The organism is Streptomyces sp. NPDC101234 (genome assembly GCF_044767525.1).
Classification (GTDB): Bacteria; Actinomycetota; Actinomycetes; order Streptomycetales; family Streptomycetaceae; genus Streptomyces; species Streptomyces sasae.
The window spans coordinates 65982-92433 of sequence record NZ_JBIWOA010000016.1 but is presented as its reverse complement, the minus strand read 5'-3'; the positions used below and the strand labels follow the sequence as shown (position 1 = coordinate 92433).

Here is a 26452-nt window from a genome sequence, read left to right as displayed (position 1 = left end):
CTGTTGGACCGCTGCCCGCGGCTCGGGAAAGAGTGGCATTGGTAGATCTTGTGCCCACCCCCCTGGAGTCGCGTTGTACACCGCACACCCCGACCGCTACGCCGACATGCCGTACCGCCGCACCGGCCGCAGCGGCCTGAAGCTCCCCGCGCTGTCGCTCGGCCTGTGGCACAACTTCGGGCCCGACCGGCCCGTGACGACCCAGCGCGCCATCCTGCGCCGCGCCTTCGACCTCGGCGTCACCCACTTCGACCTGGCCAACAACTACGGCCCGCCGCCCGGCGCCGCCGAGTCCGCGTTCGGCGAGGCGCTCAGGGCCGACTTCGCGGCCTACCGGGACGAGCTGATCATCTCCACCAAGGCCGGCTATCTGATGTGGCCCGGCCCGTACGGCGAGTGGGGCTCGCGCAAGTACCTGATGTCGTCCCTCGACCAGTCCCTCAAGAGGATGGGCCTGGACTACGTCGACATCTTCTACTCGCACCGCCCGGACCCGGAGACTCCCCTGGAGGAGACGATGGGCGCCCTGCACTCGGCGGTCCAGCAGGGCAAGGCGCTCTATGTCGGCATCTCCAACTACTCGGCGGAGCAGACCCGGGAGGCCGCCCGCATCCTGGGCGAACTCGGCACCCCGCTGCTGATCCACCAGCCGCGCTACTCGATGCTCGACCGCCGCCCGGAGACCGAGGGCCTCCTCGACGCGCTGGACGAGCTCCAGGTCGGCTCCATCGTCTTCTCCCCGCTGGAGCAGGGCCTGCTGACCGGCCGCTACCTCGACGGCATCCCCGAGGGCTCGCGGGCCGCGAGCGACAGCCCGTTCCTGAACTCGGACGCGGTCACCGAGGACCTGGTCGGCAGGCTGCGCGCCCTCGACGAGATCGCCAAGGGCCGTGGTCAGACCCTGGCGCAGCTCGCCCTGTCCTGGGTGCTGCGCGGCGGCCGGGTGACCTCGGCGCTGATCGGTGCCAGCAGCCCGCAGCAGGTCGAGGACTGCGTCGGCGCCATCGGCAACCTCGACTTCGACACCGAGGAACTGGCCCGGATCGACGAGATCGTCAACCCCTGAAGTGTCCGGTGAGGCGGACGCACACCGTGTCCGCCTGCCGGTCCTGAACCCGCGGTGGTCTCCAGTTCTTGTCCTCAGGAGACCACCGCGAGGGCACCGATCCGTCGGCCGCCGGCTCAGGCCCCGGCCGGAACCCGGTCCAGGAAGCCCAGCACCTGCCGGATCCGGCCCTCCTCGTTGAGCGTGACCACGTCAAATCCGGCCACCGGGGCCGAGTCGTCGGCCTCGTTCACCAGTTCCCAGCCGAAGCGGGCGGTGTCGTGGTGGCCGTCGACGGCCCCGAGGGGACGGAACACGAAACCCGGGAACTGCTCGTGCACCGCCGCGATCACGGCCGTGATCTGCGCGTGTCCGGAGACATCCGCGAGCGGGTCGGTGTAGCCGCCCTCCGGAGCCCAGGCCTCGGCGACCGCCTTGCCCAGCGCCTCGGGCCCGGTGGCGTTCCAGGCCTCGAAGTAGCGGGCAGCGGCGGTCTGGTAACGGTCGGTGTTCACGGACATGGCGAATCAGCCTCCATCGAGGGTCGTCACTGCTGGTCAGGGGGTGGATCGCGGCTTGCGGCGATCCGTTGGCACCACCATGCCCGGATCCGGGTGACGGGTCGATTACCCCTCGGGTAATGAAGGCTGGCCGGTACAGCTCGCGCATTTCGGCCAATTCGCGAGGGGAATATGCCAAGAGACTGGCCGGAAAGGCGTGGTGACAGTGTTTCGAAAGTGAACATACTCGAATCTCGGGAGCACTTCACCGCACAGGAGCCGCACGGAAACCGGCCCGCGACGGCACACCGGCGAGCTACGGGGGAGTGATCGTGCACGACGAATTCCTGTGCCATGTGACGGCATACGGCATCTGCGGCGGACAGCGCATCGGCGTACCGCTCGGCACCTACCGCGCGCCGACCCTGGCACTGGCGCTGTGGTGGTTACGGGACCGGGCGTCCTGGATCGCGGAGCGGCTCGACCCCTTACCCGAGAACCCCAGATTCCCGCAGGGGGCGCTCGTCCCGGTCGGGGAGACCGTCTCCGACGTCCCCGGGATGCTCCGCGCCTGGTGCGCCGACGTGGTCCGGCAGGAGCTGGTCGCCGACGAGCTGGCCGGCGGACGCCTGGTACGGATCGCCCTCCAGGACGACACCACCGAGTACGAACTGCTCGCCGAGTCCGTCGACGCCCTCCGTATGCAGCGCACCATCCCGGCACTCGTGGTACCCGTCGCCTGACACGTGACAGCCGCCGTCCGCGCGGAACACGGCCGGGCGCACAAGCAGACAGATCGGTAGAATTCTGCCCATGGCGGAGTGGCCGGTCGCCGAGACCGCGCCCGAACTCGTCCTGGAGACCGACACCGGCTCCACGGTGATGAGCCCGGGCCGCGACTACCACGTCGGGCGTGACCCGTACAGCGACATCGTCATCGACGATGCCCGGGTCTCGTGGCACCACGCGGTGCTACGGCCCGAGGACGGCCACTGGACGCTGGCCGACGAGAACAGCACCAACGGCACCTACGCCGACGGCCGCCGCATCCGGGAGTGGGAGGTCGGACCGGGCACGGTGATCCGCTTCGGCAGTCCCGCCGACGGCCCGAGCGCCGTCCTGGTGGGCCGCGCACCACCCGCCGGGGACCGTCCCTCCGCCGTCTCGATGCCCAGCCGGACCGGCACCTTCCGGCAGCCCTCCTCGGTACGACGGCTGCAGGCCCGCACGGTCCGCATCGGCCGCGCCGGCGACAACGACGTCGTCGTGGACGACCTGGTCGTCTCCCGCCACCACGCCGAACTGCGCGCCCACCCCGACGGCAGCTACGAGATCGTCGACCTCGACAGCCACAACGGCACCTTCCTCAACGGCCGCACGATCACCCGCGCCCCCGTCGGCCCCCGCGACGTCGTGGGCATCGGACACTCGGCGTTCTGCCTGGTCGACGGCCAGCTGCAGGAGTACGTCGACACCGGTGAGGTCTCCCTCGACGTCCAGGACCTCACCGTCACCGCCGGCCGCGACCGCAGGATCCTGCTGGACCACGTCTCCTTCCCGGTGGGCGAGAAATGCCTGCTCGCCGTCGTCGGACCGAGCGGCGCGGGCAAGTCCACGCTGCTCGGTGCCCTCACCGGACAGCGCCCCGCCGAACACGGCACCGTCCTCTACGACGGCCGCGACCTCTACCGCGACTACGCCGAGCTGCGCCAGCGCATCGGCCTGGTCCCGCAGGACGACATCCTGCATGTCCAGCTGACCGTGCGCAGCGCCCTCACCTACGCCGCCGAACTGCGCTTCCCCGAGGACACCGCGAAGGCCGAGCGCCGGGAACGGGTCGAGGAGGTCATCAGGGAACTCGGCCTCGAACAGCGCGCCGAGCAGCGCGTGCACAGCCTCTCCGGCGGGCAGCGCAAACGGGTGAGCGTGGCCCTGGAACTGCTGACCAAGCCGTCACTGCTCTTCCTCGACGAGCCGACCTCGGGACTCGATCCCGGCATGGACCGTTCGGTGATGAACATGCTGCGCGGCCTCGCGGACGACGGCCGTACCGTCATCGTCGTCACCCACAGCGTGCTCAGCCTGGACGTCTGCGACCGGCTCCTGGTCCTTGCGCCCGGCGGCCGGACCGCCTACTTCGGGCCGCCCGGCGAGGCCCTCGCCTTCTTCGGGTTCGACGAGTGGCCCGAGGCCTTCGAGGCGTTCGAGCGGGACACCGACCGGGACTGGGCGGGGGAGTACCGCGCCTCGTCGTACCACCGGAAGTACATCGTGAACGCCAGCGCGCAGCCGGTGCTGCCGCGCAGCGGCCCGGTCGCCCCGGCCCCGCCGCCGCGACCGCGCAGCTGGGGCGCCCAGTTCTCCACACTGGTGCGCCGCTACACGGCCGCGCTCGCCGCCGACCGGACCTTCCTCGCCATCATGATCGCGCTGCCGTTCGTCATGGGCGCGATGGCCCGGGCCGTCGCCGGCAGCAGGCTCACCCTCGACACCGCGACCAACGTGCTGCTCATCCTGTGCGTGGGCGGCGTGCTGATCGGCGCGGCCAACGCCGTCCGCGAACTGGTCAAGGAACGCACCGTCTACCAGCGGGAGAGAGCCGTCGGCCTGCCCAGGTCGGCGTACGTGATGTCGAAGGTCGTCGTCCTCGGCACGATCACCGTCCTCCAGGCGATCGTGCTCACCCAGGTGGGCCTGGCCGGCGTCGCCCTCGACGCGCCCGGTGGCAAAGGGGTGCTGATGCCGCCCCTGCTGGAGATCACCGTCGCCGTGGCCGTGCTCTCCTTCACCGCGATGATGCTCGGCCTGCTGATCTCCGCGCTGGTCCGCAAGGAGGAGGTGACGATGCCGTTGCTGGTGCTGCTCACCATCGTCCAGGTCGTCTTCTGCGGGACCGTGCTGAAGGTGAACGGCGTGCCCGGAATCGAACAGATCGCCTGGCTGGTGCCCGCACGGTGGGCGCTCGCCGCCATGGCCGGCACCGTCGACCTGCACCGCATCGTGCCCGGCAGCCTCACCGCGGACCCGCTCTTCCGGCACTCGGCGAGCGTGTGGCTGCGCAACATGGTCATGCTGGTCGTGCTGGCGCTCGTCTTCGGGCTGGTGCTGTCCCGGCTGCTGCGCCGGCACGAACCCGCCGTGATGCGGAAGTAGGCGACGCGGTCATGCGGAAGGAGGCGAGGCGATGACGACGACCACCCCGGGATTCCGGCCCACCCACGTCGTTCCGGCCGACGGCATGCCGGCCTGGGAGGCCCCCGACCCGGGCCGGCCCACCGTACCCCTCGACCCGCTGCTGCCGGTGCAGCTCGTGGAACGACGCGGCGACTGGGCCCACATCAGCTGCGCCAACGGCTGGGCCGCCTGGGTCGACGGCCGCTACCTCGTCGCCGTACCCCATGACCCGCCCCTCCCCGGCGGACCGGCCACCGAGGCCACCGACCCGCGCCCCCTGCTGGCCCGCGCCCAATACGCCCTCGCCGACTACCGGGCCGCCGTCGAGGACCTCGCGGGCGGCGGTCTCGATGGGGAGTCCTTCCGGGGCCGGACCCACGGGCTGCGCATCGGGGTGGTCGTCGACGGGGAGTCCATGTGGCTGTACGACCCGGCCCAGGGACGCTGGCTGTACGGCGACGGACGGCGGCTGTCGACATACGTCACCGACCGGCCACAGCCGGGCCACGACGGCCCCGGTCACGATCCGACCCGGGTGGTCACCCCCGAGGGCTAGGCCGGTGTCACCTCGCCCGGCCGGTGCACCGGACGGGCCGGCAGGGCGCCCAGGAATCCGGCGACCAGCCCCCACAGGGCGCCCAGGCCCACCGCCGACCACAGCTCCGGGTCCAGCAGCAGTTGACCGGACAGGTTGCCGCCCAGGTCGCCGATGCCGAGCAGGGAGAGGCCGTAGTGGGCGGAGATCCGGCCGGTCAGACAGAGGGTCAGCATCGTCAGCGCGAGGGCGATCGCGAGATGCAGGGCGTGTTGCCAGGGGCGGATCCGGGCCGGGGAGCGCACCGTCATCAGGAACGCCACCGCGAGCAGCAGCACCGCGGCCACCCCGGCGAGCCACCACCAGCGGCCGTCGTGGGCGGTGATCGTGCGCAGGTTCAGGGCCGAGACGTCCGGGGTGCGCAGCACCTCCGCGAGCACATGCGGTACCGGCAGACCGAACGGGCCGTCGACCCTGCCGTGCCAGGTGGCGCCCAGACCGAGTGTGAGGGCCAGCCACGCCAGGTTGGGCAGCCCGAGCAGGACGACCGCGAGGGTCTCCCTGGCATGCCCGCGCGTCACCATCGCGACCAGCGCGGCCACCAGGGCCAGACCGACGTACGCCAGCAGGAGCACGACCATCGCGTACGCCGCCGGGCGCACCGACGCCTGGAAGCGCAGCAGCCGCCCCGGCAGCGGTGCCCCGGGCGACACCAGCAGCGCCAGCAGCAGGATCCCGGCGAGCCACAGCACGCCGAGCACCACCGTCAACGGCACGTCCGTCGTGAACCCCACCCTCGGGGAGGCGTCCAGCAGGCCGGCGAGGTCGCTGAGCGTGCCGCTGCCCACGTCCAAGGCGAAAGTGTGCCGGGCACCGAGAGCGAACCCGAGCAGCGCCAGCACCCACAGCACCGCGATCCGGGCCGCCCACCCGGCCAGCTCCCGGACACCGGCCACCGCCCGGTGCCGCAGCGGCCGCAGAAAGCCCCCCGCGACCGTCAGCGCTCCGACCAGCGTCACCGACAGCGGTACGACGGTCAGCCCGGCGTTGGTCCGGGCCAGATCGCCCGCGTTGCCCGACAGCTCGACGGTGCCGCCGACCGCCGTCACCACGGTCGCCAGCACCACCGGCAGGAACGCGCCCTTCGGAAGGTCCGACGCGCCCGCCGCCCACAGCCCCACGGCGGCCACCACGACCATGGCGGCCAGCGCCGCCACCACCGCGGCCAGGGCCGGCGGCCAGCCGTGCCGGGCCACGGACCGGCCGGCCGGCGCGGCCGCCGGCCGCGCGGAGGCGATTCGCGGGCTCACGCTGTCACGCTAAGCAACACCCGGACACCCCGCCCGCCGAGTGGGCCGTACGCGTCGGCTTGCGGGCGGTACCGGACCGGCGCACATTGGGCTCGCTGTGCATTGAATGAGGCATTTATCGCAAATGCCGTTTAACGCCACGGGGAGATGAGCGCGTGAGCGTCGAACCGCCGTCGTCCGGCCGCCCCGCCGGGCCTCCCTCCGGACCGCTGTCCGGGCCCTCGGGTCCGCCCGCCGGACCCCCCTCGCAGCCACCGGGCGGTGGCGGTCAGGAGGAAGGGCCGCACCGGCCGTGGTGGAGGTCCGCGCCCCGGATCGCGATGCTCACCACCGCGGTGGTGGTCGCCGCGGCCCTGGCCGTGGTCCTCACCCGGGTGGGCGGCGGCTCCGGCAGGCACGGCGAGGTCTTCCTCCAGGCCGCGAGCAGCGCCGGCCAGGACCCGTTCACCGAGTCCAGCGCCGAGAAGAGCTCCGTCGCACCGGTGACCCCCGCCCCGGCCGCGTCCGCGGCGCCGGCCGACCAGTTGCGCGGGGTGGACGGCGGGGCGCCCGGCCTCTACAGCGGCACCCGGTACACGAGCAGCTGCGACGTCGAGAAACAGATCAAGTACTTCCAGGACTCGCCCCCGCGCAACAAGGCGTTCGCCTCGCAGGTCGGCGTCCGGCCCGCAGGCGTCCCCGCCTACCTGCGCTCGCTCACCCCCGTACAACTGCGCGCGGACACCCGGGTCACCAACCACGGCTACCGCGACGGCAACACGACCGCCTACCAGTCCGTCCTCCAGACCGGCACCGCCGTCCTCGTCGACGGACACGGCATGCCCCGGGTGCGCTGCGCCTGCGGCAACCCGCTGACCCCGCCGGTCGCACAGCAGAGCACCCCCACGGCCATGGGCACCGCATGGCCGGCGTACCGGCCCTCGAACGTGGTCGTCGTCACACCCGCCGCGCAGATCATCGACGTCTTCGTCATCTTCGACCACGAGCGCGACGACTGGTTCGGCCGCGACCGGGGCGACGGCACCGGGCGCCACGACCGCCCGGCGAAACCCCCGGCCGACCCGAACCCGATGTACCCGCCGCCCCAGCCCGGCTGCCCGCCCACACCAGGGCAGAGCGGCGCGGCCGGCACCACGCCGTGCCCGCCGGCCCCCACCGGCCCGTCGCGGCCGTCCGGCCCCGGCACGGCGCCGAAGTCCCCGCCGTCGAACTCGCCGTCCGCGCAGTCACCGGGCTCCAAGTCACCCTCGTCCGAGTCCCCGTCCTCGAAGTCCCCGTCCTCCGAGTCCCCGCCTTCCGGGTCGCCGCCGACTGAGTCCCCGAAGAGCGAGTCGCCGTCGGCCGAATCGCCGAACACCGAATCGCCGTCCACCGAGGGCCCGTCCTCCGCGCAGCCGGTGTCCCCGGCGTCGTCCGGTCCCCAGTCGTCGCTGTCCTCGCCCGGCTCGGTCTCCGAGGGCCCCGGTTCTCCGCAGGTGTGAGCCATGTGACGCCCTTGTGCGCGGTCCGCGAACATTCCCGGGGACTGCCGGACCGCAGCCGGGGTACGAGCATGGGTGCAACAGCCACCGGCCGGACCGGCCTCCGAGAGAGACACGCATGATCGAACACCTGGGCGGGGCAGTGATACCGACTGGCTTCGACGTACCCGTGGAGCCGCTGCGGCGGGCGGCGCACTACACCGGCGAACCCGGCTGCATCGCGGATGCCCGCGACTTCGCGGCCCGCTTCCTGGAGCAGCTCAGGACCGAGTGGTGCGCCGCGATCGACCCGCGGGCCGACGGTGAGCTGCTGCTGGTCGTGAGCGAGCTGATCACCAACGCGGACCGGCACAGCAACGGTCCGTACATCCTCGAACTGGAGGGCACGGACAGCGCGGTCCTGGTCTCCGTGTACGACAGCAGCGCCGCCCTGCCCCGGCGCTTCCCCAAGGACCCCGAGCGGGTCGGCCGGCACGGTCTGGAGATAGTGCACGCCCTGGCCACCGAGGTCACCGTGGAGCGGGTGCCGGTCGGCAAGCGGGTGCGCGCGCTGCTCCACCTCCCGCAGTGACACCCGTTCCCCGGCGACCGCCGTTCCGACGGCGGCATGCCGCGGGCGCCGCCCCGCGCGCCGGTGCGGGGCAGCGCCCTGGGGCCCGCCGTCTCAGGCGCAGCCGAGTTCGCCCAGCATCCCCTGGCGCAGACGTGTGATGATCCGCTTGATCAGACGGGAGACATGCATCTGGGAGCAGCCGAGCCGCTCGCCGATCTCCGCCTGGGTGGCCTCCTCCACGAACCGCAGATGGATGATCTCCCGGTCGCGTTCGCTCAGTTCGGCCATGAGGGGGGCCAGCGACTGGAAGTCCTCGACGAGCCGCAGGCCCTCCTCCTCGACACCGATGAAGTCGGCCAGCACCGACTCGCCGTCCTCGGGGCCGTCCCCGGTGAGCGCGGCGTCCAGGGAGGAGGAGTTGTAGCCGTTGGAGGCGAGCTGCCCCTCGACCACCTCGTTCTGGGAGATGTTCATGAGTGTGGCGAGCTCCGCGACCGTCGGCTCCCGGTCGAGCCGGCTGGAGAGCTCCTCACGGGCCTTGGCCAGCTCGACACGGAGTTCCTGGAGCCGACGGGGTACGTGCACCGCCCAGGTGGTGTCCCGGAAGAACCGCTTGATCTCGCCGACGATGTACGGCAGCGCGAAGGAGGTGAACTCGACCTCGCGCGACAGTTCGAACCGGTCGATGGCCTTGATCAGGCCGATCATTCCGGTCTGGACGATGTCCTCCATGTCGTCGCCCCGGTTGCGGAACCGTCCGGCCGCGAACCGTACCAACGACATGTTCATCTCGATGAGCGTGTTCCGGGCGTACTGGAACTCGGGAGTGCCTTCTTCCACCTCAGCGAGCCGTTGGAAGAACTGGCGGGACAATTCCCGCGCGTCACGCGGCGCGACGGTCTTCGGGTCCTCGATTCCTGGCAGTGCCCCCTCGGCTGTCCACTCCTCGGCGGGGTGCGCTGTGTCCACTGCTTCCGACCGGATCCCGGCGGTGTTCATGTGCCTCTCCCACGTAAGTCACGGTTCGGCGTCTGCCTCTTCGGCCTGTGCCGTTCCGGCCCTGTCCAGGTTTTGCCCTGGCCCGGGTACCCGGAATCGGACGTCCCATGCGTGCCTTGACGGTTCGGGTACCCGGGGTGACGCGGCGCATGCGTCCTGTCCCCCCGGGTGGCGGAAAACAGTCGCCGACGTCGGTCACGGTCCGTGGCGCAGGACCTCAGTCCCCGACGCGCACGGCGGTGATCAGCTCGTGCCAGTAGCGCTTGGTGACGGCACCGTCGTAGCCCGACTCGATCAGCTCGCGGATGTCCGCCAGCAGCCCGTTCCTGGCGGGCTCGGGTAGCGCGCGGTGGTTCGAGTACGTGAGGAGCACGTCCAGGTAGGTGTCGGCCGTGTATGTGATCTCCTGTGCGTGGCCGTGCACGGTGACGTCGGTGAAGTACGGGGAACCGGTGAACTCGCCCGTGTCGGTCGCGATGTCCGATTCCCGGGTCTGGCGCAGCCCGGGCGGGGTGGCCGGATCCCAGCGCTCGTAGCACTCCTGGACCTCGGCGAAGAAGTCCTCGGTGCCGCCCGCCACATGGTGGGTGGCGACCACGCCGAACAGTCCGCCGCGGCGTAGCGCCCGGGCCGCCTTGGGTACCCGGACCGCCGGGTCGAGCCAGTGGAACGCGGTCGCGCAGACCACCGCGTCGAACGGCTCCGGCGGCAGCTCCCACTGTTCGAAGGCCGCGACCACCACGTCCGCTTCGGGAAACCCCGCCAGCCGCCGACGGGCCACGGCGGCCATCCGCGGGCCGATCTCCACGCCGGTGACCGAACAGCCGGACCCGGCCAGATCGACGGTGAGTTTGCCGGTGCCCGGGGCGATCTCCAGTACCCGTACCCCTGGCCCGGCCCCCGTGACCCGCACCAACTCCTCGATCAGGGAGGCTGGATAGCGGGGGCGCGCCCGCTCGTACAGCTCGGCGTCCTGGTCGAAGATGTCCCGCAACCCCGGCTCAGGTGTCATGAAGTCCAATGCGTCCACCCAAGGCAGAATGCCGATCCTGCCCTCCCGCGGGCCAATGCTTTTAGGCTGAGGGGGTGAGCAGCCAACCGCCGAACCACGCCCGCGTCGCGCCCGTCATCCCCCTGCGTCCGCAGGAGCCGGCCGCCGAGCCCCGGGAGCCGCTCTGGCGCGACCTGGTCGGAGACGTCCTGCGCCGGGAGCGGCTGGACCAGGAACGCACCCTCAAGGACGTCGCCGACGCGGCCCGGATCTCCCTGCCGTATCTGTCGGAGATCGAGCGCGGCCGCAAGGAGGCCTCCTCGGAGGTCCTCGCGGCCGCGGCCCACGCACTCGGCCTCGACCTGGGCGGTCTGCTGTCCCTGGTCCAGACCGAGTTCACCCGGAAGGCCGCCGTCGGCCGGCCGGTGTCGGGGCCCTGCAACGGCCTGTGCCTGGTGGCCTGACGGGGCTCAGGCTCCGCTCTCCTCGCGCAACTGCCGGAAGAACGCCCGGACATCGCCCACCAGCAGGTCCGGCTCCTCCATCGCCGCGAAGTGCCCGCCCCGGTCGAACTCCGTCCAGCGCACGATGTTCTCCGTGCGCTCGGCACGGTGCCGCAGCGGACGCTGGATCTCGGCCGGGAACACGGCGACGGCGGTCGGTGCCGTCGAAGGCTCGGTGGGCCTCGCGGTGCGGGGGCCGGTGGCATGCGCCCGCTCGTAGTACAGCCGGGCGGACGACGCGGCCGTGCCGGTCAGCCAGTACAGCATCACGTCGGTCAGGAGGCGGTCCCGGTCCACCGCCTCCTCCGGCAGCTCGTCGCAGTCCGTCCAGGCCTGGAACTTCTCGGCGATCCAGGCGAGTTGCCCCACCGGTGAGTCCGTCAGCGCGTACCCGAGGGTGTGCGGGCGGGTGCTCTGCAGAGCCGAGTACCCGGTGCCCTCCCTCGTCCATCGCTCCCAACGGTGCCATGACTCGAGGACGTCGGCCCGCTCCTCGGGGCCGAGCGCGGCCAGTTCCCCGTCCGTGGGCTCGGTGTTCTGCTGCGCGCCCGGCAGCAGATTGAGGTGCACACCGATGATCCGCCCGGCGTGGGCGCGGCCCAGCTCGCGGGAGATCATCGCGCCCCAGTCACCGCCCTGGGCGCCGAACCGCTCATAGCCCAGCCGGTGCATCAGCTCGACCCAGGCGCCCGCGATCCGTCCTGCCTCCCAGCCGGGCTCGGTCGTCGGACCGGAGAAGCCGTAGCCGGGGATGCCGGGCAGTACCACGTGGAAGGCGTCGGCCGGATCCCCACCGTGCGCCGCCGGGTCGGTGAGCGGCCCCACGATGTCCAGGAACTCCACGACGGAGCCCGGCCAGCCATGGGTGACGACCAGCGGGGTGGCGTCCGGCTCGGGGGAGCGGATGTGGGCGAAGTGCACGTTCGCGCCGTCGATCGTGGTGGTGAACTGGGGCCACGCGTTGAGCTCCGCCTCGGCCGCGCGCCAGTCGTACTCGTGCCGCCAGTAGCGCGCGAGGTCCCGCAGATACGGCGTCGGCACGCCGTACGCCCAGCCTGCGCCGGGGAGCTCGGCCGGCCAGCGGGTGCGGTCCAGGCGGTCGTGCAGGTCGTCGAGGTCGCTCTGCGGGATCGAGATGCGGAAGGGACGGATACCTGACGAAGAGGTCATGGTCCGGATGGTAGGGGCGGCGACCGATGAGTTTCCCGGTGCGCGCCGGTCGGTACAGATGACCGCGTTCCACGCTCCAGGAGGTGTCCATGACCACCGACGGATTCACCACGTGTCTCTGGTTCGACGGGCAGGCCGAGGCGGCCGCCCACTACTACGTGTCGATCTTCAAGAACTCCAGTATCGGGAAGGTCGGCCGGTACAACGAGGCCGGACCGGGGGAGCCGGGTTCCGTGCTGGCCGTCGACTTCACGGCCAACGGGCAGAAGTTCGTCGCCATCAACGGCGGCCCGCAGTTCAGGTTCAGCGAGGCGATCTCCTTCCAGATCTACTGCGACGGCCAGGAGGAGGTCGACCACTACTGGGCCAAGCTCACCGAGAACGGCGGCGAGCCCGGCCCCTGCGGCTGGCTCAAGGACAGGTACGGCGTGTCCTGGCAGGTCATCCCGGACGGGCTGATCGAGATGATCGGCGACTCCGACCCGGAGAAGGCCGCGCGCACCACCCGGGCCATGTACTCCATGGGCAAGCTGGACATCGCCGCGCTGCGCAAGGCGTACGCGGGGGAGTGAGCCGTACGGGGACGGGGGCGGTGTCCGCGGACACCGCCCCCTCGTGGCACCGCCGCCGGGTCAGACCCGGTCGGCCACGATCAGCAGATACTGGAAGCTGCCGTTCTTGTACGCGGTGAGGAACGCGTCCTCGACCCCCGTCACCAGGTGCTCGGCCTGCTTGCGCAGTTCCCAGTATGGGATCGTCGCCTGGGTGAGGTCCTCCACATGGACCGGCACCAGCCGGTTCTTCGCCATCGCCCGGAAGTACTCCGACCGCGGGTGGATGTCGCAGATGTAGTGCGCGTTGATCAGGGACACCTCGCGAGAGGCCTGCCCGTAGGTGTTGTTGTAGCAGCCGGTGATGGTGACGTAGCGGCCGCCGCGGCGCAGCAGCCGGGCGTGCTCGGCGAACAGCAGGTCCAGCTCGACGTACATCGTGGACTCGTTGTTCCACGAGGCGGCGTACGCGCCCGTCTCGAAGCCGGTGTCCAGCATGTTGCGGTGGTGGTAGCGGACCCTGTCGCCGACCTCCCGTTTGCGGGCCATGTCGTTGGCGAAGTCGGCCTGCTTGGCGGAGATGGTGACCCCGTCGGAGCGGCAGCCGTAGCGCAGGTTGGCCACGATGCTGCCGCCGCCCCGGCCGCAGCCGGCGTCGAAGACCCGGTCGGCCGGCGTGAGCGCGCCGAGGTGGGAGGCGAGCAGTTCGGCCTGGGCGTGCTCCAGGCGGTGCAGTTCGCCGGTGATCCGCTCCTTGCGCAGAGCGGGGTCGGTCTCGTCGAGCACCGACCAGTCGGCCTCACCGATGCCGTAGTGGTGGTGGTACAGGTCGTCGATCTTTCCGAGTTCGAGGTTGACCGGGTTCTCCTCGGCGTTCCAGTAGTCCGCGACGCTGTTCTGGTACCTGGACTGGGTCGGCACCGGGGCTGACGTGGTGGTCTTCCGAGCGACAGGGGCGGTGGTCAACAGTTGCTCCTCGAAGTGGTTCTGACGGTGTTCCGGGTTGGTCGTGGGCTACCAGTAGTCGGGCAGGTGGTAGCGGTTGGTGTTGGTGGAGTGCCACTCGTGGTTGCCCGAGACCCAGGCGGCCAGGCTCTCCGCGTAGCGCGCGACGACGGGCGAGGTGGCGGCCAGAGCGGCCGACTCCTCCTCGAAGGCCTCCATGATCCGGTTGTGGATGCCGACGGACTTCAGATAGGCCGACTTCAGCCCGTGCCCGTCGTTGGCGGCCACCACCTGGGGCAGATTCAGGTGGTCCGGATCGCTCGCCAGCTCCTTGGTGAAGGAGTACAGGTCGTTCATGATCGTGGTGGCGTTGCAGGCCAGGGCCGTGATCCGCTGGATCTCCGGGCGGGCGTAGACCGGTTCGGGCAGCTCGTAGCCGTCCACCGCGTCGACGATCGACAGACAGGGCCGGAAGTTGTTGTACTGCCGCATCACCAGGTACTCCCAGACCCGTGGCGTGTACCCGGTCTCCATCCAGGCCGCCTCGCCGAGATAGCCGAGGTGCAGCCGGGCCATGTCGTGCACGAACCGGTCGGTCTGGCTCGGTGTGGCGAAGGCGGCGAAGTCCGTGAGGGCGAAGTGGTACGAGCGCAGCGGACCGTCGGCCCCGATGCCCGCGCGCCACTCCTCCTCCAGCTCCGGGACGCCGTGGAAGGGGTCGAGAGCCGACTGGGCGATGATCAGCGGGCCGCCGAGCCCGCGCCGCGATCCGCCCCGCCCCTCGTCCTCCTCGCAGTAGCAGGAGTCCACGATGTTCTCGGCGAGCAGCAGCTTGCCGGCGACGGTCAGGCGGTCCAGGTCGAGCCCGCCCGGATGCTGGAGTACGACGGCCCGGCCGAACTGGAAGTCCGAGAAGTCCCCCTTCCACGCCTCGGGGAACAGGTCGAGCTCACGGGCCCAGGTCTCCAGGCGGTCGTCCAGCTCGGTGGCCTTCGCCGGGTCGGCGGGCACGGCCGGCCGGTAGTGGAGTCCGGGGATCGCCCCGGTGCGTCTGGCCGGGCGCAGGCTCTGCGCGAGGTTCGGCGGCCCTGGCAGGACGTAGGAGGTGGTGGCTGTGCTCATGGATGTGCTCCAGGCCGTCAGTCGGCGGTGCGGCCGAGCTGGACGTTCTCCAGGATCCCGGCCGCGTCGGGGACCAGGATCGCCATCGAGTAGTAGGCGGTGACCAGGTAGTTGACGACGGCCTGCTCGTTGATGCCCATGAAGCGGACGTTGAGACCCGGCTGGAACTCCTCCGGGATGCCGGTTTGGTAGAGGCCTACGACACCCTGGTCGGCCTCGCCGGTGCGCAGCGCGATGATGCTGCTGGTGTGGTCGTCACTGATCGGGATCTTGCTGCAGGGATAGATCGGGACCCCGCGCCAGGCCGGGATCTCGTGCCCGTCCACGTTCACGCTCGGGGGCACAAGACCGCGCCGGTTGCACTGCCGGAAGAAGGCCGCGATCGCTTTGGGATGGGCCAGGATCACCTTGGTCTTGCGGCGCATGGAGATCAGCTCGTCCATGTCGTCCGGGGTGGGCGGCCCGGTGAAGGAGCTGATCCGCTGCCCGTAGTCGATGTTGTGCAGCAGCCCGAACTCCCGGTTGTTGACCAGCTCCCACTCCTGGCGCTCGCGGATCTCCTCGACCGTGAGGCGCAGCTGCTGCTGGGTCTGGTCCATCGGGTGGTTGTAGAGGTCGGCCACCCGGGAGTGCACCCGCAGCACGGTCTGGGTGAGCGACAGCTCGTACTCGCGCGGCGCGAGGTCGTAGTCCACGAAGCCGCCCTGCAGCGTCGGCTCGCCGCTGTGGCCCGCCTGCACCGGTACCTCGGCCTCGCCCTTGCGGTTCATCGGGAGGCGCTGCCGGTCCACATAGGCCTGGAGATGGGCGCCCAGCGACGGCACCCGTTCCATGATCTCCTCGGCTACCGACCAGGGCAGCGCCAGCACGACCCCGGCGGTCTCCGCCCGGACCGAGGTGAGCCACAGCGGGTCGGTCTGGCCGACCGCCTCGTCGCCCATCTGGTCGCCGTCGGTGACGACTCCGACGACCTCCTCCTCGCCGTACTTGCCGGCCGCGTACCGGGTGAAGCGGCCGTGCACCACCAGGTAGGTCTCGGTGACCGGCTGCCCGGCCTCGAACAGCACCTGCCCGGCGCGCACCTCGCGGGGCTGGAAACGGCCGGCGAGCTCGGTCAGTGCGTCCGGGTCGTCGTAACCGCGCAGGATCGGCAGTTCGGTGAGGGTCTGCGGGATGACCCGGATGTCGTTCCCGCCGTTCTGCTCGAAGCTCACCCGGCCGCGCCCGGTGCGCAGTTGGAGGCGCCGGTTGACCCGGTAGGTGCCGCCCCTGACGTCCACCCACGGCAGTGTCCTCAGCAGCCACCGGGAGGTGATGGCCTGCATCTGCGGTTCGGACTTGGTGGTCGTGGCGAGCTGGCGTGCCGCCCGGGTGCTCAGACTGGTGAGCTGCCCGTCGGCGGTCGGATCCGGCTCGGGCTCGTCGACGGCGGAACCGATGACGCTGTCCGGTGTGGACACATTCCCTCCAGCAGAGCGGTGAACACAGGTGACCCGAAAGGTCGGTGGTGTGCGAGGTGGTGGTGCGCACCGACAAGCCAAACAGTCCGGGTGATCTCCGGGTACGGCGCAAATGGGGCGGTTGTCTGCCTTGGTTGCGCAAACACCTTGCCCGGTGCGGAAAGGGGCGCGTCGCATGATCACGCGCCGGTCGCCCGCTCTTGTGCCCGGGCGGGCGGAGGATTGGATTCAGGAAAGGTCGTTCACCAGCACCGCAGCCCCGTCGAAGCGCCCGGCCTTGAGGTCTTGCAGGGCTTTCGGGGCTTCGGAGAGCGGATACGTGTGGGTGGTCGCGTGCACTCCGTACCGCTCGGCGAGGTCCAGGAACTCCCGCCCGTCGGCACGGGTGTTCGAGGTGACACTGCGCAGCTCGCGTTCGTAAAACAGTTCGCGTTCGTAATTCATCGGGGGTACGTCGCTGAGGTGGATGCCCGCGACCGCCAGCACCCCGCCGCGGTCCAGGGCGCGCAGCGCCACCGGGACCAGGTCGCCGACCGGCGCGAACAGGATCGCGCTGTCCAGCGGTTCGGGCGGCTGCTCGTAGGCGTCCCGAGCCGAGGCCGCGCCGAGCTCCAGGGCCAGCCGCCGGGCCTCGGCACCCCGGGTCAGCACATGCACGGTCGCGCCCTGGGCGAGGGCCACCTGGGCGCAGAGATGGGCGCTGCCCCCGAAGCCGTACAGGCCGAGCCGGCCGCCCGGCGGGAGCGAGGCCCGGCGCAGCGCCCGGTAGCCGATGATCCCGGCGCACAGCAGCGGTGCGAGTGCCGTGTCGTCGAGGCCGCCGGGCAGCCGGTAGGCGAAACCGGCCGGCACCGTCGTGTACTCCGCGTAACCGCCGTCGGCGTCCCAGCCGGTGTACTCCGAGTGCGGGCACAGGTTCTCCGCGGCCCGCCGGCAGTACCCGCACTCCCCGTCCGTGCGCCGCAGCCAGGCCACCCCGACCCGGTCGCCGACCGTGAAGTCCGCCACCTCGGCGCCCATGCCCGCGACCTCGCCGACCACCTCGTGCCCCGGTGTCACCCCGGCCCTGTGCACCGGCAGATCGCCCTCCGCGACATGCAGATCGGTACGGCACACCCCGCAGGCCAGCACCCGGACCAGCAGCTCGTCGGCCCCGGGCACCGGCACCGGCCGCTCCACGAGCCGGAGCAGCTCCGCCTCCACCAGCGCGGGCCGTACCACCGACCATGCCCGCATCACGTCCGCCATACCGCGCCCCGTCCGCCGAAGGCCGTGGACCCCCTCCCAGTGTCCGCCGGAGTCCACCGTTCGGCGCGCGGGCGGACCGCCGGATGGATAGCGTGAGGAACCGGGAGAATCCGCTCGATCGGAAGGGCCGCGGCCATGGCCGTACAACCTGAAGGCACCCCCTGTTGGACCGACGCGATGTTCAGCGACCTGGAGGGCGCCAAGGCCTTCTACGGCGAGGTGCTCGGCTGGACGTTCGGCGAGTCGTCCTCCGAGTACGGCAACTACACCCAGGCCTACGCGGACGGCAGGGCCGTCGCCGCCGTCGTACCGCCCATGCCCGGCCAGGAGGGGCAGTCGCAGTGGTGCCTGTACTTCGCCTCGCCGAACGCGGCGGCCGCCGCCGAGCGGATCCGGGAGCACGGCGGCGAGGTGCTGATGGAGCCGATGCAGGTCGGCGAGTTCGGCACGATGTGCCTGGCCCGGGAGCCCGGCGGCGCGGTGTTCGGCATCTGGCAGGGCGGTGTCCACGAGGGCTTCGAGGCGACGGCGGTGCCCGGCGCCTACTGCTGGGCGGAGGTCTTCACCCGTGAGCCCGAGAAGACCGACCCCTTCCTCGGTGCCCTCTTCCCCTACACGTCCAAGCAGATCGAGGACGACAACGTCGACTTCCGCATGTTCGACCTCGGCGAGCAGACCGTCCTCGGCCGGATGCGGATGACCGACGACTTCCCGCCCGAGGTGCCCTCCTACATCAACGTGTACTTCACCGTCGCCGACTGCGACGAGGCGGTCGCCAAGGCCACCAAGCTCGGCGCGGTGCTCCGCTTCGGTCCGATGAGCAGCCCCTTCGGCCGGTTCGCGGCGCTCAGCGACCCGCAGGGCGCCAACTTCTCGGTGATCGACATCACCACCACCGAGGGTGACATGCCTCAGGTCAAGGACGTCTGACCAGGGCGGATGCGGACCACGGCCGGGCACCCCGCCCGGCCGTGGCATGATCGGGCCCATGCGTGAACGAGTGGTGGCCGCGTGCGACGGGGCTTCTAAGGGAAACCCGGGACCGGCAGGCTGGGCCTGGGTGGTGTCCGACGACGCGGCGACTCCGGCCCGCTGGGAGGCGGGCCCGCTCGGCAAGGCCACCAACAACGTGGCCGAACTGACTGCCCTGGAACGGCTGCTCGCGGCCACCGACCCGGACGTGCCCCTCGAGGTGCGGATGGACTCGCAGTACGCGATGAAGGCGGTCACCACCTGGCTGCCCGGCTGGAAGCGCAACGGCTGGAAAACCTCCGCGGGCAAGCCGGTCGCCAACCAGGACCTGGTCGTCCGCATCGACGAACTCCTCGGCGGCCGCACCGTCGACTTCCGCTACGTTCCCGCCCACCAGGTCGACGGCGACCCGCTGAACGACTTCGCCGACCGTGCGGCCAGCCAGGCGGCGACGGTCCAGGAGGCCGCGGGCAGTGTCCTCGGCTCGCCGGTACCGCCGCCGTCGCCCACGTCCGCCGCCTCCGGTGCGGCCCCGCGCCGCAAGGCGGCACCCCGCAAGACGGCGGCCGGCAAGGTGGCGGCCGGCTCCTCCTCCCGCACCATCAAGGCCAAGTTCGCCGGGCGCTGCCTGTGCGGCCGCTCCTACGCGGCGGGCGAGTCCATCGCCAAGAACGGGCAGGGCTGGGGCCACCCGGAGTGCCGTACCGCGGAGGCCTGATCAGGCCTCCAGGGTGTCGAACGTGTAGAACTTCGTGTGGTCGAGCAGATCGGCCGGCCGCACGTCGTTCCACGGCTTCATGGTCTCGTCCAGGTCCACCACGTCCGGTGTCCCGCCGCCCGGCACATAGGCCGCCCCGGGGTGCCGGCGCTGCCACTGGGCCCACAGCTTGTCGATGAAGGCGTGGTGCAGCCAGAACACCGGGTCGTTGGGGGAGACCCCGGTGGCCATCTGCCCGCCGACCCAGACATGGACCCGGTTGTGCAGATTGACCCCGCGCCAGCCCTCCAGATGGTTCCGGAAGCCGTCCGAGGCGCTGTTCCAGGGCGCCATGTCGTACGTCGCGATACCCAGCACGGAGTCGACCTCGGCCCGGGTCGGCAGCTCGCGCACGCTCGTCCCGAGCGACCTGCGCAGATAAGTACGGCCGTCCACCCGGACGTTGAGCGGCCAGTTGCCGCCCGCCGCGGCGAACGGCCCGTCCATCACCCGCCCGTCCGAGCTGCGTCCGGCGCCGCCCAGGAAGTCCGGCGCCCACAGCGAGGCACGCAGGGTGCGGTCGGCGCTCCAGTCCCAGTAGGGGAGGGCGACGGAGGGGTCCACCGACTGCAGCGCCTGCTCGAAGTCGAGCAGGAATCTGCGGTGCCAGGGCAGGAACGACGGCGAACGATGGCCCGTGCGTTCGGAGTCGTCGGTGTCGGACATGATGAAGGCGTTGTGCGTGCGGACGAAGTCGTCGTAACGCCCGCCGCGCTTCAGCTCGATGACGGCGGCGACGAACCGCCGCTTCTCGTCGGCGGTCAGAGCGGCCTGGTTCTTGCGTACGGTCATGTGCTTCGAGGCTCCGGAAGTCCTTGCGGGGGCGGTCAGTTGGCCGGGAACGGCAGCAGCGCGGCGCCCTGCAGCTCGTCGACCGCGGCACGGGCGGCGGCGCGCGGAGTGGGCACCGGGTCGTAGTGACTGACCACGCTGATCCAGCTGCCGTCCGCGTTCCGCATCACGTGCAGCTCGACGCCGTCGACGAACACCGCGTATCCGGTGCCGTGTTGATGGTGGTGACCACCGCCCATGCCGGCCATGCCGCCCATGTCGTCGGACGGACGGCCCTGTATCCGGCGGCCCTTGTAGACCTCGTCGAAGGGTTCGAGGGATCCCCCGTGCCGGTGATCCGCTGCGGCGGCACCGGGTGCGACGAGTGCCTGGGTGCCGGCCGTGGCGGCGATGGCGGCCGCCGCGGTGAGCGCGCGACGGCGGGTGAGTTCGGGCATACGGATGCCTCCTGTGGTGGGTGCGGGTGATGACCCCGTATGCCTATCCGCCGGTTCCGGAGCGGGAGAAATCGCCCGGATCGGGTTGGCTACGATCAGGACAATTGACTACATGTCATACAAGATTGAACAAAGATGATCTTGCTGTCATGGTGTCGTCGCCGCTTCCCGGGCGGGAAGATCCGCGCTCGGGGCCGGGATTTCCGGTGATCTTTTGCGGTGGTCCGCCGACCGGGTGGCGTGGCTCACGACGTCAAACTGGCGCGATTCGCAAACCCGGCCGGGTGCACGCGCGCTGCTACCCTGCGGTGCCAATTGACCACGTTCGGTGATTCTTAGGGGTGTGTGCGTGAAGGTCGTCTGCGTCGGAGGCGGGCCCGCCGGCCTGTATCTCGCGATCCTGCTCAAACGGCAGAGCCCGTCCCACGACATCACCGTCCACGAACGCAACCCCGAGGGCTCCACCTACGGCTGGGGCGTCACCTACTGGCGGGCCCTGCTCGACAGGCTGCACACCTACGACCCCGAGTCGGCCCGCGCCATCGAGGAGAGCTCGGTGCGCTGGCACCAGGGCGTCGCCCACGTCCGCGGCCAGGTCACCCGGCAGCCCGGCGATCCCGGCCACGGCATCGGCCGCCACCGCCTCCTGGAGATCCTCGCCGAGCGGGCCCGATCCCTCGGGGTGCGGCTGGAGTTCGAGGACGAGATCGCGCCCGGGAGCCTCCCCGAGGCCGACCTGGTCGTGGCGGCGGACGGCATCCACAGCGCCCTGCGCACCCGGCACGGCGACGACTTCGGCACGCAGCTCGCCGAGGGCCGCAACCACTACGTCTGGCTCGGCACCACCAGGGTCTTCGACTCCTTCACCTTCGCCTTCGCCGAGACGGAGCACGGCTGGGTCTGGTGCTACGGCTACCCCTTCGACGGCGCGAACAGCACCTGCGTCATCGAGTGCGCCCCGGAGACGCTCACCGGCCTCGGCCTGGACGCGATGGACGAGGGCGGCCAACTCGGCGTGCTGGAGAAGCTGTTCGCCGACATCCTCGACGGCCACGCCCTGATCGGCGGCTCCTCGGCGGCCTGGCCCACCTTCCGCACCCTCACCAACCGCACCTGGCACCACGGCAATCTCGTCCTGCTCGGCGACGCCGCGCACACCACCCACTACTCCATCGGCGCCGGCACCACCCTCGCCCTGGAGGACGCCATGTGCCTCGCCGACGTCCTGCGCCGGCACGGCGCCCTGCCCCAGGCCCTCGCCGCCTACGAGCGGCAGCGCAAGGCCGAACTGCTCTCCGCCCAGAGCGCCGCCCGCCTCAGCGCCCGGTGGTACGAGAGCCTGCCCCGCTACATCGACCTGCCCCCGCACCGTATGTTCGCCCTGCTCGGCCAGCGGCACTCACCGCTGCTCCCGTACGTACCGCCGCAGCTCTACTACGGCCTGGACAAGGCGGCGGGGCGGCTGGAGGTGCTGCGCCGGATCAAGCGGTGGCTCGGACCGCGGGCGGCGCGGGCTCTGCACGTGCGTTCGTAGGCGTCGCGTGGCGGTGGAACGGCGTTGGTGAAAGGTAATTCACCCGATAGGGTGAATTCACATTCACCTTCCTTTCCGTGCCGCCCGCAGGAGTGCCGATGGACCAGCCCGCCCCGACCGTCAGCCCCGTGGGCCCGCCTGCCGCACCGCCCCGGCTGCGGCAGCGGCTGACCATCCCGGTACTGGCCTTCGGCGGGATCCTGATGGCCGTCATGCAGACGGTGGTCGTCCCCCTGCTGCCGGACCTGCCCCGGCTCACCCACTCCTCGGCCGGCGCCGTCTCCTGGACGGTCACGGCCACCCTGCTCTCCGGGGCCGTCCTCACCCCCGTGCTCGGCCGGGCCGGTGACATGTACGGAAAGCGCCGGGTACTCACCGGGGCCCTCGCCCTGATGACCGTGGGCTCGGTGATGTGCGCCCTGTCGTCGGACATCGCCGTGCTCATCGCCGCCCGCGCGCTCCAGGGCGCCGCGGCCTCCGTCGTACCGCTGTCGATCAGCATCCTGCGCGACGAACTGCCGGCCGAGCGCCGGGGGTCGGCGGTGGCGCTGATGAGCTCCACCGTCGGCATCGGGGCCGCGCTCGGCCTGCCGCTCGCCGCGCTGGTGGTGCAGTACTACGACTGGCACACCATGTTCTGGCTGACCAGCCTCCTCGGAGCGCTCGGCGTGGCGGGCGTGTGGTGGGCGATCAGGGAGTCACCGGTGCGCGAGCCGGGCCGGTTCGACGTGCTCGGCGCGCTCGGGCTGGCCGTCGGCCTGACCTGTCTGCTGCTCGGCGTCTCCCAGGGCGGCCAGTGGGGCTGGGGCAGCCCGCGCGTCCTGGCACTGTTCGCCGCCGCGGCCCTCGTCCTGGTCCTGTGGTGGTGGCAGCAGCTGCGGACCGAGCGGCCCCTGGTCGACCTGCACCTCGTCACCCGCCCCCGGGTCGGCCTGTCCCATGTCGCCGCCCTGCTGACCGGGTTCGCCTTCTACGCCAACTCCCTGGTGACCGCCCAGCTGGTACAGGCACCGAAGGCCACCGGCTACGGTCTCGGCCTGTCCATCGTGGCCACCGGCCTCTGCCTGCTGCCCGGTGGCGTCACCATGCTGCTGTTCTCCCCGGTCTCCGCCCGGATCTCGGCATCCCGGGGCCCGCGCGTCACCCTCGCCCTCGGCGCCGCCGTCATCGCCTGCGGATACGTGGTGCGCATCGCCGACAGCCGCGACCTCTGGATGATCATCCTGGGCGCCACCGTCGTCGCCACCGGCACCACTCTCGCCTACTCCGCGCTGCCCACGCTGATCCTGCGGGCCGTCCCGGCGAGCCAGACCGCCTCCGCCAACGGCGTCAACGTCCTCATGCGCACCATCGGCCAGGCCACCTCCAGCGCTGCTGTGGCCGCCGTACTCACCCACCACACCAGCCTCGTCGGCGGCGCATCCATCCCCACGCTGCACGGCTACCTCCTGGCCTTCGCCATGGCCTGCGCCGTCGCGCTCGCGGCCAGCGCGGCGGCCCTGTCCATACCCGGCGACAAGGCCCCGGACGACGCCCCGCGCGCCCGGGGCCGCACCCAGGGCGCCCGGGACGACGCGCTGGAGGGAGCATGAGTGCCGTGAGCACCCGAACCGGCACCGCCGCCGCGCCCGCCCGCCGGGACGCGGAGGCCACCAAGGCGGCCATCCTCAAGGCCGCCCGCCACCTTCTCGCCCGGCACGCCCACGCCGACATCACCCTCAAGGACGTCGCCGAACGCGCCGGCGTCAGCGCGCCGCTGATCCTCAAGTACTTCGGCAACAAGGACGGCCTGTTCGCCCGGGTGATGTCCTTCGACACCGACGCGGCCGCCCTCCTGGACGCCCCCCTGGACGAGCTCGGCCGCCACATGGTCCGGCACGTCCTGGAGAGCCAGCGCGACCGCGGTGCCGACCCGCTGCTGCGGATCGTCTTCGCACCCCTGCACGGCGACCACGGGGACGTGCTGCGCGCCAACTTCCGCGCCCATGTGGTCGAGGCCCTCGCCGCCCGGCTCACCGGCCCCGATCCCGGCCTGCGCGCCGAACTGGCCGTCGCCCAGCTCATCGGCCTCGGCGTGATGTACGGCATCGCCCGTGGCCCACGCCTGCGCGAATCGGCGATCACCGACATCGCCGACCGCTACGGCCCGGCGGTCCAGGCCCAGTTGACGCCCTAGACGATTGAGTCCAAGGGCTCGTAGCCGTAGGCCGCCAGCGAGCGGTGTCGCAGTCGCTGCCATCGCTCGCCCAGCACGTGCAAGGCGTGCCCGTTTCATCCTGGCGGTCAGCGGAGAGCGCGCAACGCATGCTCCAGCAACTCGGAGGACGTCTCGTGGTCGGGCCCTGCTTGGGAATGGCCTTGAGTCTCCAGTGACTGGAGACAGCAGAGTTGGGGACATGGACGTTACGACCCTCTACTCGATCGGGGAGCTTTCCCGGCGGACCGGCTTGTCTGTGAGGACCATCCGGTTCTACTCCGATTCGGGGGTGGTAGCGCCGACCACCCGTAGCCCCGCCGGTTACCGGCTCTACGACCTCGACGCACTGCTTCGTCTGGAACTCCTCCGCACACTGCGCGAGCTGGGCATGGACCTGGCCACTATTCAACGGGTACTGGACCGCGAGCTTTCGGTGGCGGAAGTCGCCACGGCGCACGCCGACGCCATGGACGTCCAGATCCGGGTGCTGCAACTGCGTCGGAGCGTTCTGCGAGTCGTGGCCAGACGCGGGTCCAGTCCTGAGGAGACCACACTCATGCACAGGCTCACACAGTTGTCCGGCGAGGAACGCCGACGTTTGATCGACGATTTCGTGGATGGCACCTTCGGCACAGTGGATGCCGACCCGACCGCGGTGGCCATGGTTCGCGCTGCCACTCCCGACCTCCCCGATGATCCGACCAGCGAGCAGGTCGCCGCGTGGGTGGAGCTCGCCGAACTGGTCGGCGACGAGGATTTCCGTGCCCGGATGCGCCGGACGGCCGTACGTCAGGCCGCCGGACGCCCGCTCGACATCGAATGCGATGCCGGCGCGGAACTGATGGAATTCACCCGTCAGAAGGTGGCCGAGGCCATGGAGTCGGGCATCGACCCGCTCAGCGACAGGGGCACACCCGTCATCGACGACCTCGTGCACCGCTTCGCCGAGGTGCTCGCGCGCACCCCTGACACGGAATTCCGGGACTGGATGGCCCAGCAGTTCGAAGAAGCGCACGATCCCCGGGTAGACCGATACTGGCGGCTGGTGTGGATCGTCAACGGCTGGCAGGTAGTACCGAACCTGATCCCGGTGTACCCCTGGCTCATCCAGGCCCTGCGAAATGACCGTGCCGCATAGTCACTGCAGTGGGCACGCCCCGGATCCCTGAATGAGTCCAGGGGATCGCCTGCGGACATGAGACAAGGGCGTCCAACGTCGATGTGTGACTGACGACCTGGACACCCTCGCAACGGCACTCTATGCCCGGATCGACGACGAGTTGAAGGCTTCGCCGTGGCTGGCGCCGTGGCGGCCTGCCGTCGGAATCACGCCCACGCTCAGTGACGCCGAGCTGATCACGCTCGCGGTCATGTCGGCGCTGCCCGGATACACCTCTGAGCGGCGCTGGCTTCGCCGCGTCGGGCGGGACTTCGGCCACCTGTTTCCCTACGTGCCCCAGCAGTCCGGCTACAACAAGCGGCTGCGCGCCGCGTTCTCACTGCTCACCAGCATGATCCGGATCGTGGCCCGCGATACCTCACTGTGGAGCGACGATGTGTGGCTGGTCGACTCCACACCGGTCGGTTGCGGTTGCTCCCGTGAGACGGCCAAACGCTCGGACCTGGCAGGCTGGGCCCAGTACGGCTACTGCGGATCACACTCGCGATACTCCTGGAGGCTGCGTCTGCACCTGGTGTGCACACTCGGCGGACTGCCGGTCCTGTTCGCACTCACCGGGGCCAAGGCGGACGAGCGCGAAACACTGCGCGACATGCTCGATACCGCGCCAGACGTCCTCGCCGTTCACCCCGGGCAGACGATCATCGGGGACAAGAACTACTTCGGCCGCGAGTTCGAGCACGGCCTTGCCGGGCGTCACCTGAAGTTGCTGCGGCCAGCCCGCAAGGGGGAAGCCGAGCGGGCCGGGGCGCACCTGTTCAAACCGCTGCGGCAGGTCATCGAGTCGATCAATCAGACCTTCAAGGGGCAGCTCGACCTGGAACGACACGGCGGCAAGAGCGCTGCAGGGGTGTCAGCCCGGGTCTTGTGCCGGATCCTCGCACTCACAGCGGCGATCTGGCACAACGACCAAACTGGACAGCCCATCAAGCGATCACTCACGGCCTGCGATCACTGACCGCAACAACACCCCGTGGACTCATTCATCTAGACGAA

The 26452-nt window shown here is 70.8% G+C and carries 26 protein-coding genes; 15 read left to right on the top strand and 11 right to left on the bottom strand.

The window, feature by feature from the left end; translation table 11 throughout:
- The first annotated feature begins 73 nt into the window (after positions 1-73).
- Positions 74-1066: an L-glyceraldehyde 3-phosphate reductase gene (gene mgrA / locus ACIRR9_RS28090; RefSeq protein ID WP_403757172.1), complete on the top strand. Its 993-nt coding sequence runs from the start codon at positions 74-76 to the stop codon at positions 1064-1066.
- Between the two features lie 116 nt (positions 1067-1182).
- Here the strand turns inward: mgrA and ACIRR9_RS28085 are convergent, their stop codons facing one another.
- A complete protein-coding gene (locus tag ACIRR9_RS28085; protein WP_403757170.1) occupies positions 1183-1566 on the bottom strand; it encodes a nuclear transport factor 2 family protein in 384 nt (127 codons plus the stop codon).
- Between the two features lie 311 nt (positions 1567-1877).
- On the opposite strand from ACIRR9_RS28085, the gene ACIRR9_RS28080 reads away from it, so the two are divergent.
- From ACIRR9_RS28080 to ACIRR9_RS28070, 3 genes are all read left to right on the top strand, one after another.
- Positions 1878-2288, top strand: coding sequence for a hypothetical protein (locus tag ACIRR9_RS28080; RefSeq protein WP_403757167.1), 411 nt, complete (start codon positions 1878-1880; stop codon positions 2286-2288).
- A 70-nt stretch (positions 2289-2358) separates the two neighbouring features.
- A complete protein-coding gene (locus ACIRR9_RS28075) occupies positions 2359-4698 on the top strand; it encodes an FHA domain-containing protein (protein ID WP_403757164.1) in 2340 nt (779 codons plus the stop codon).
- A 31-nt stretch (positions 4699-4729) separates the two neighbouring features.
- A complete protein-coding gene (locus tag ACIRR9_RS28070) occupies positions 4730-5275 on the top strand; it encodes a hypothetical protein (RefSeq protein WP_403757161.1) in 546 nt (181 codons plus the stop codon).
- Here the strand turns inward: ACIRR9_RS28070 and ACIRR9_RS28065 are convergent.
- The gene (locus ACIRR9_RS28065; RefSeq protein WP_403757158.1) at positions 5272-6564 is read right to left on the bottom strand and encodes a streptophobe family protein; all 1293 of its coding nucleotides are present in this window, start codon (positions 6562-6564) and stop codon (positions 5272-5274) included. The two genes, ACIRR9_RS28070 and ACIRR9_RS28065, sit on opposite strands and share 4 nt — an antisense overlap.
- Before the next feature lie 155 nt (positions 6565-6719).
- On the opposite strand from ACIRR9_RS28065, the gene ACIRR9_RS28060 reads away from it, so the two are divergent.
- Both ACIRR9_RS28060 and ACIRR9_RS28055 read left to right on the top strand, forming a co-directional pair.
- Positions 6720-8045 carry a DUF6777 domain-containing protein gene (locus ACIRR9_RS28060; RefSeq protein ID WP_403757155.1) on the top strand — a complete coding sequence of 442 codons (1326 nt, stop codon included), beginning with the start codon at positions 6720-6722 and terminating at the stop codon, positions 8043-8045.
- Between the two features lie 118 nt (positions 8046-8163).
- The gene (locus ACIRR9_RS28055) at positions 8164-8616 is read left to right on the top strand and encodes an ATP-binding protein (RefSeq protein WP_403757153.1); all 453 of its coding nucleotides are present in this window, start codon (positions 8164-8166) and stop codon (positions 8614-8616) included.
- A 93-nt stretch (positions 8617-8709) separates the two neighbouring features.
- Here ACIRR9_RS28055 and ACIRR9_RS28050 read toward each other — a convergent pair whose 3' ends face one another.
- Together ACIRR9_RS28050 and ACIRR9_RS28045 are read right to left on the bottom strand one after the other, a co-directional pair.
- The gene (locus ACIRR9_RS28050) at positions 8710-9597 is read right to left on the bottom strand and encodes an RNA polymerase sigma factor SigF (protein ID WP_403757150.1); all 888 of its coding nucleotides are present in this window, start codon (positions 9595-9597) and stop codon (positions 8710-8712) included.
- A 217-nt stretch (positions 9598-9814) separates the two neighbouring features.
- Entirely contained in the window at positions 9815-10609 is a 795-nt protein-coding gene (locus tag ACIRR9_RS28045; RefSeq protein ID WP_403757480.1) for a class I SAM-dependent methyltransferase, read from the bottom strand.
- A 74-nt stretch (positions 10610-10683) separates the two neighbouring features.
- On the opposite strand from ACIRR9_RS28045, the gene ACIRR9_RS28040 reads away from it, so the two are divergent.
- A complete protein-coding gene (locus ACIRR9_RS28040) occupies positions 10684-11052 on the top strand; it encodes a helix-turn-helix domain-containing protein (protein WP_403757147.1) in 369 nt (122 codons plus the stop codon).
- A 6-nt stretch (positions 11053-11058) separates the two neighbouring features.
- On the opposite strand, the gene ACIRR9_RS28035 is transcribed toward ACIRR9_RS28040, so the two are convergent.
- On the bottom strand, positions 11059-12261 hold the full coding sequence (locus tag ACIRR9_RS28035; RefSeq protein WP_403757144.1) for an epoxide hydrolase family protein: 1203 nt from the start codon (positions 12259-12261) through the stop codon (positions 11059-11061).
- 89 nt (positions 12262-12350) lie between these two features.
- Here ACIRR9_RS28035 and ACIRR9_RS28030 point away from each other — a divergent pair, with 89 nt between their 5' ends.
- Complete coding sequence (locus tag ACIRR9_RS28030) at positions 12351-12833, top strand: VOC family protein (protein ID WP_365338947.1); 483 nt, start codon at positions 12351-12353, stop codon at positions 12831-12833.
- Between the two features lie 60 nt (positions 12834-12893).
- On the opposite strand, the gene ACIRR9_RS28025 is transcribed toward ACIRR9_RS28030, so the two are convergent.
- The 4 genes from ACIRR9_RS28025 to ACIRR9_RS28010 form a co-directional block, all read right to left on the bottom strand.
- On the bottom strand, positions 12894-13778 hold the full coding sequence (locus ACIRR9_RS28025) for a geranyl diphosphate 2-C-methyltransferase (RefSeq protein ID WP_403757141.1): 885 nt from the start codon (positions 13776-13778) through the stop codon (positions 12894-12896).
- Positions 13779-13826: 48 nt separating this feature from the next.
- Positions 13827-14879, bottom strand: a complete 1053-nt coding sequence (locus ACIRR9_RS28020) for a family 2 encapsulin nanocompartment cargo protein terpene cyclase (RefSeq protein WP_403757138.1) — start codon at positions 14877-14879, stop codon at positions 13827-13829.
- Positions 14880-14896: 17 nt separating this feature from the next.
- On the bottom strand, positions 14897-16339 hold the full coding sequence (locus tag ACIRR9_RS28015; RefSeq protein ID WP_403757135.1) for a family 2B encapsulin nanocompartment shell protein: 1443 nt from the start codon (positions 16337-16339) through the stop codon (positions 14897-14899).
- 228 nt (positions 16340-16567) lie between these two features.
- Positions 16568-17575, bottom strand: coding sequence for a zinc-binding alcohol dehydrogenase family protein (locus ACIRR9_RS28010; RefSeq protein ID WP_403757479.1), 1008 nt, complete (start codon positions 17573-17575; stop codon positions 16568-16570).
- Positions 17576-17722: 147 nt separating this feature from the next.
- On the opposite strand from ACIRR9_RS28010, the gene ACIRR9_RS28005 reads away from it, so the two are divergent.
- On the top strand, positions 17723-18517 hold the full coding sequence (locus ACIRR9_RS28005; protein ID WP_403757132.1) for a VOC family protein: 795 nt from the start codon (positions 17723-17725) through the stop codon (positions 18515-18517).
- Positions 18518-18563: 46 nt separating this feature from the next.
- Positions 18564-19277 (top strand): ribonuclease H, encoded by a 714-nt coding sequence (locus ACIRR9_RS28000; RefSeq protein ID WP_403757129.1) that lies wholly within the window; start codon positions 18564-18566, stop codon positions 19275-19277.
- Here ACIRR9_RS28000 and ACIRR9_RS27995 read toward each other — a convergent pair whose 3' ends face one another.
- Both ACIRR9_RS27995 and ACIRR9_RS27990 read right to left on the bottom strand, forming a co-directional pair.
- Positions 19278-20108: a tyrosinase family protein gene (locus ACIRR9_RS27995; RefSeq protein ID WP_403757126.1), complete on the bottom strand. Its 831-nt coding sequence runs from the start codon at positions 20106-20108 to the stop codon at positions 19278-19280.
- Positions 20109-20143: 35 nt separating this feature from the next.
- Entirely contained in the window at positions 20144-20545 is a 402-nt protein-coding gene (locus ACIRR9_RS27990; RefSeq protein ID WP_403757123.1) for a tyrosinase cofactor, read from the bottom strand.
- 343 nt (positions 20546-20888) lie between these two features.
- Here ACIRR9_RS27990 and ACIRR9_RS27985 point away from each other — a divergent pair, with 343 nt between their 5' ends.
- The 5 genes from ACIRR9_RS27985 (at position 20889) to ACIRR9_RS27965 (ending at position 26414) form a co-directional block, all read left to right on the top strand.
- Entirely contained in the window at positions 20889-22079 is a 1191-nt protein-coding gene (locus tag ACIRR9_RS27985; protein ID WP_403757120.1) for an FAD-dependent monooxygenase, read from the top strand.
- 98 nt (positions 22080-22177) lie between these two features.
- Positions 22178-23671, top strand: a complete 1494-nt coding sequence (locus ACIRR9_RS27980) for an MFS transporter (protein ID WP_403757117.1) — start codon at positions 22178-22180, stop codon at positions 23669-23671.
- Positions 23668-24255 carry a TetR family transcriptional regulator gene (locus ACIRR9_RS27975; RefSeq protein ID WP_403757114.1) on the top strand — a complete coding sequence of 196 codons (588 nt, stop codon included), beginning with the start codon at positions 23668-23670 and terminating at the stop codon, positions 24253-24255. Before ACIRR9_RS27980 ends, ACIRR9_RS27975 begins: the two co-directional genes overlap by 4 nt.
- Before the next feature lie 220 nt (positions 24256-24475).
- The gene (locus ACIRR9_RS27970) at positions 24476-25414 is read left to right on the top strand and encodes a MerR family transcriptional regulator (protein WP_403757111.1); all 939 of its coding nucleotides are present in this window, start codon (positions 24476-24478) and stop codon (positions 25412-25414) included.
- Between the two features lie 85 nt (positions 25415-25499).
- A complete protein-coding gene (locus ACIRR9_RS27965) occupies positions 25500-26414 on the top strand; it encodes an IS982 family transposase (protein WP_403757108.1) in 915 nt (304 codons plus the stop codon).
- The last annotated feature ends 38 nt before the right edge of the window (positions 26415-26452 follow it).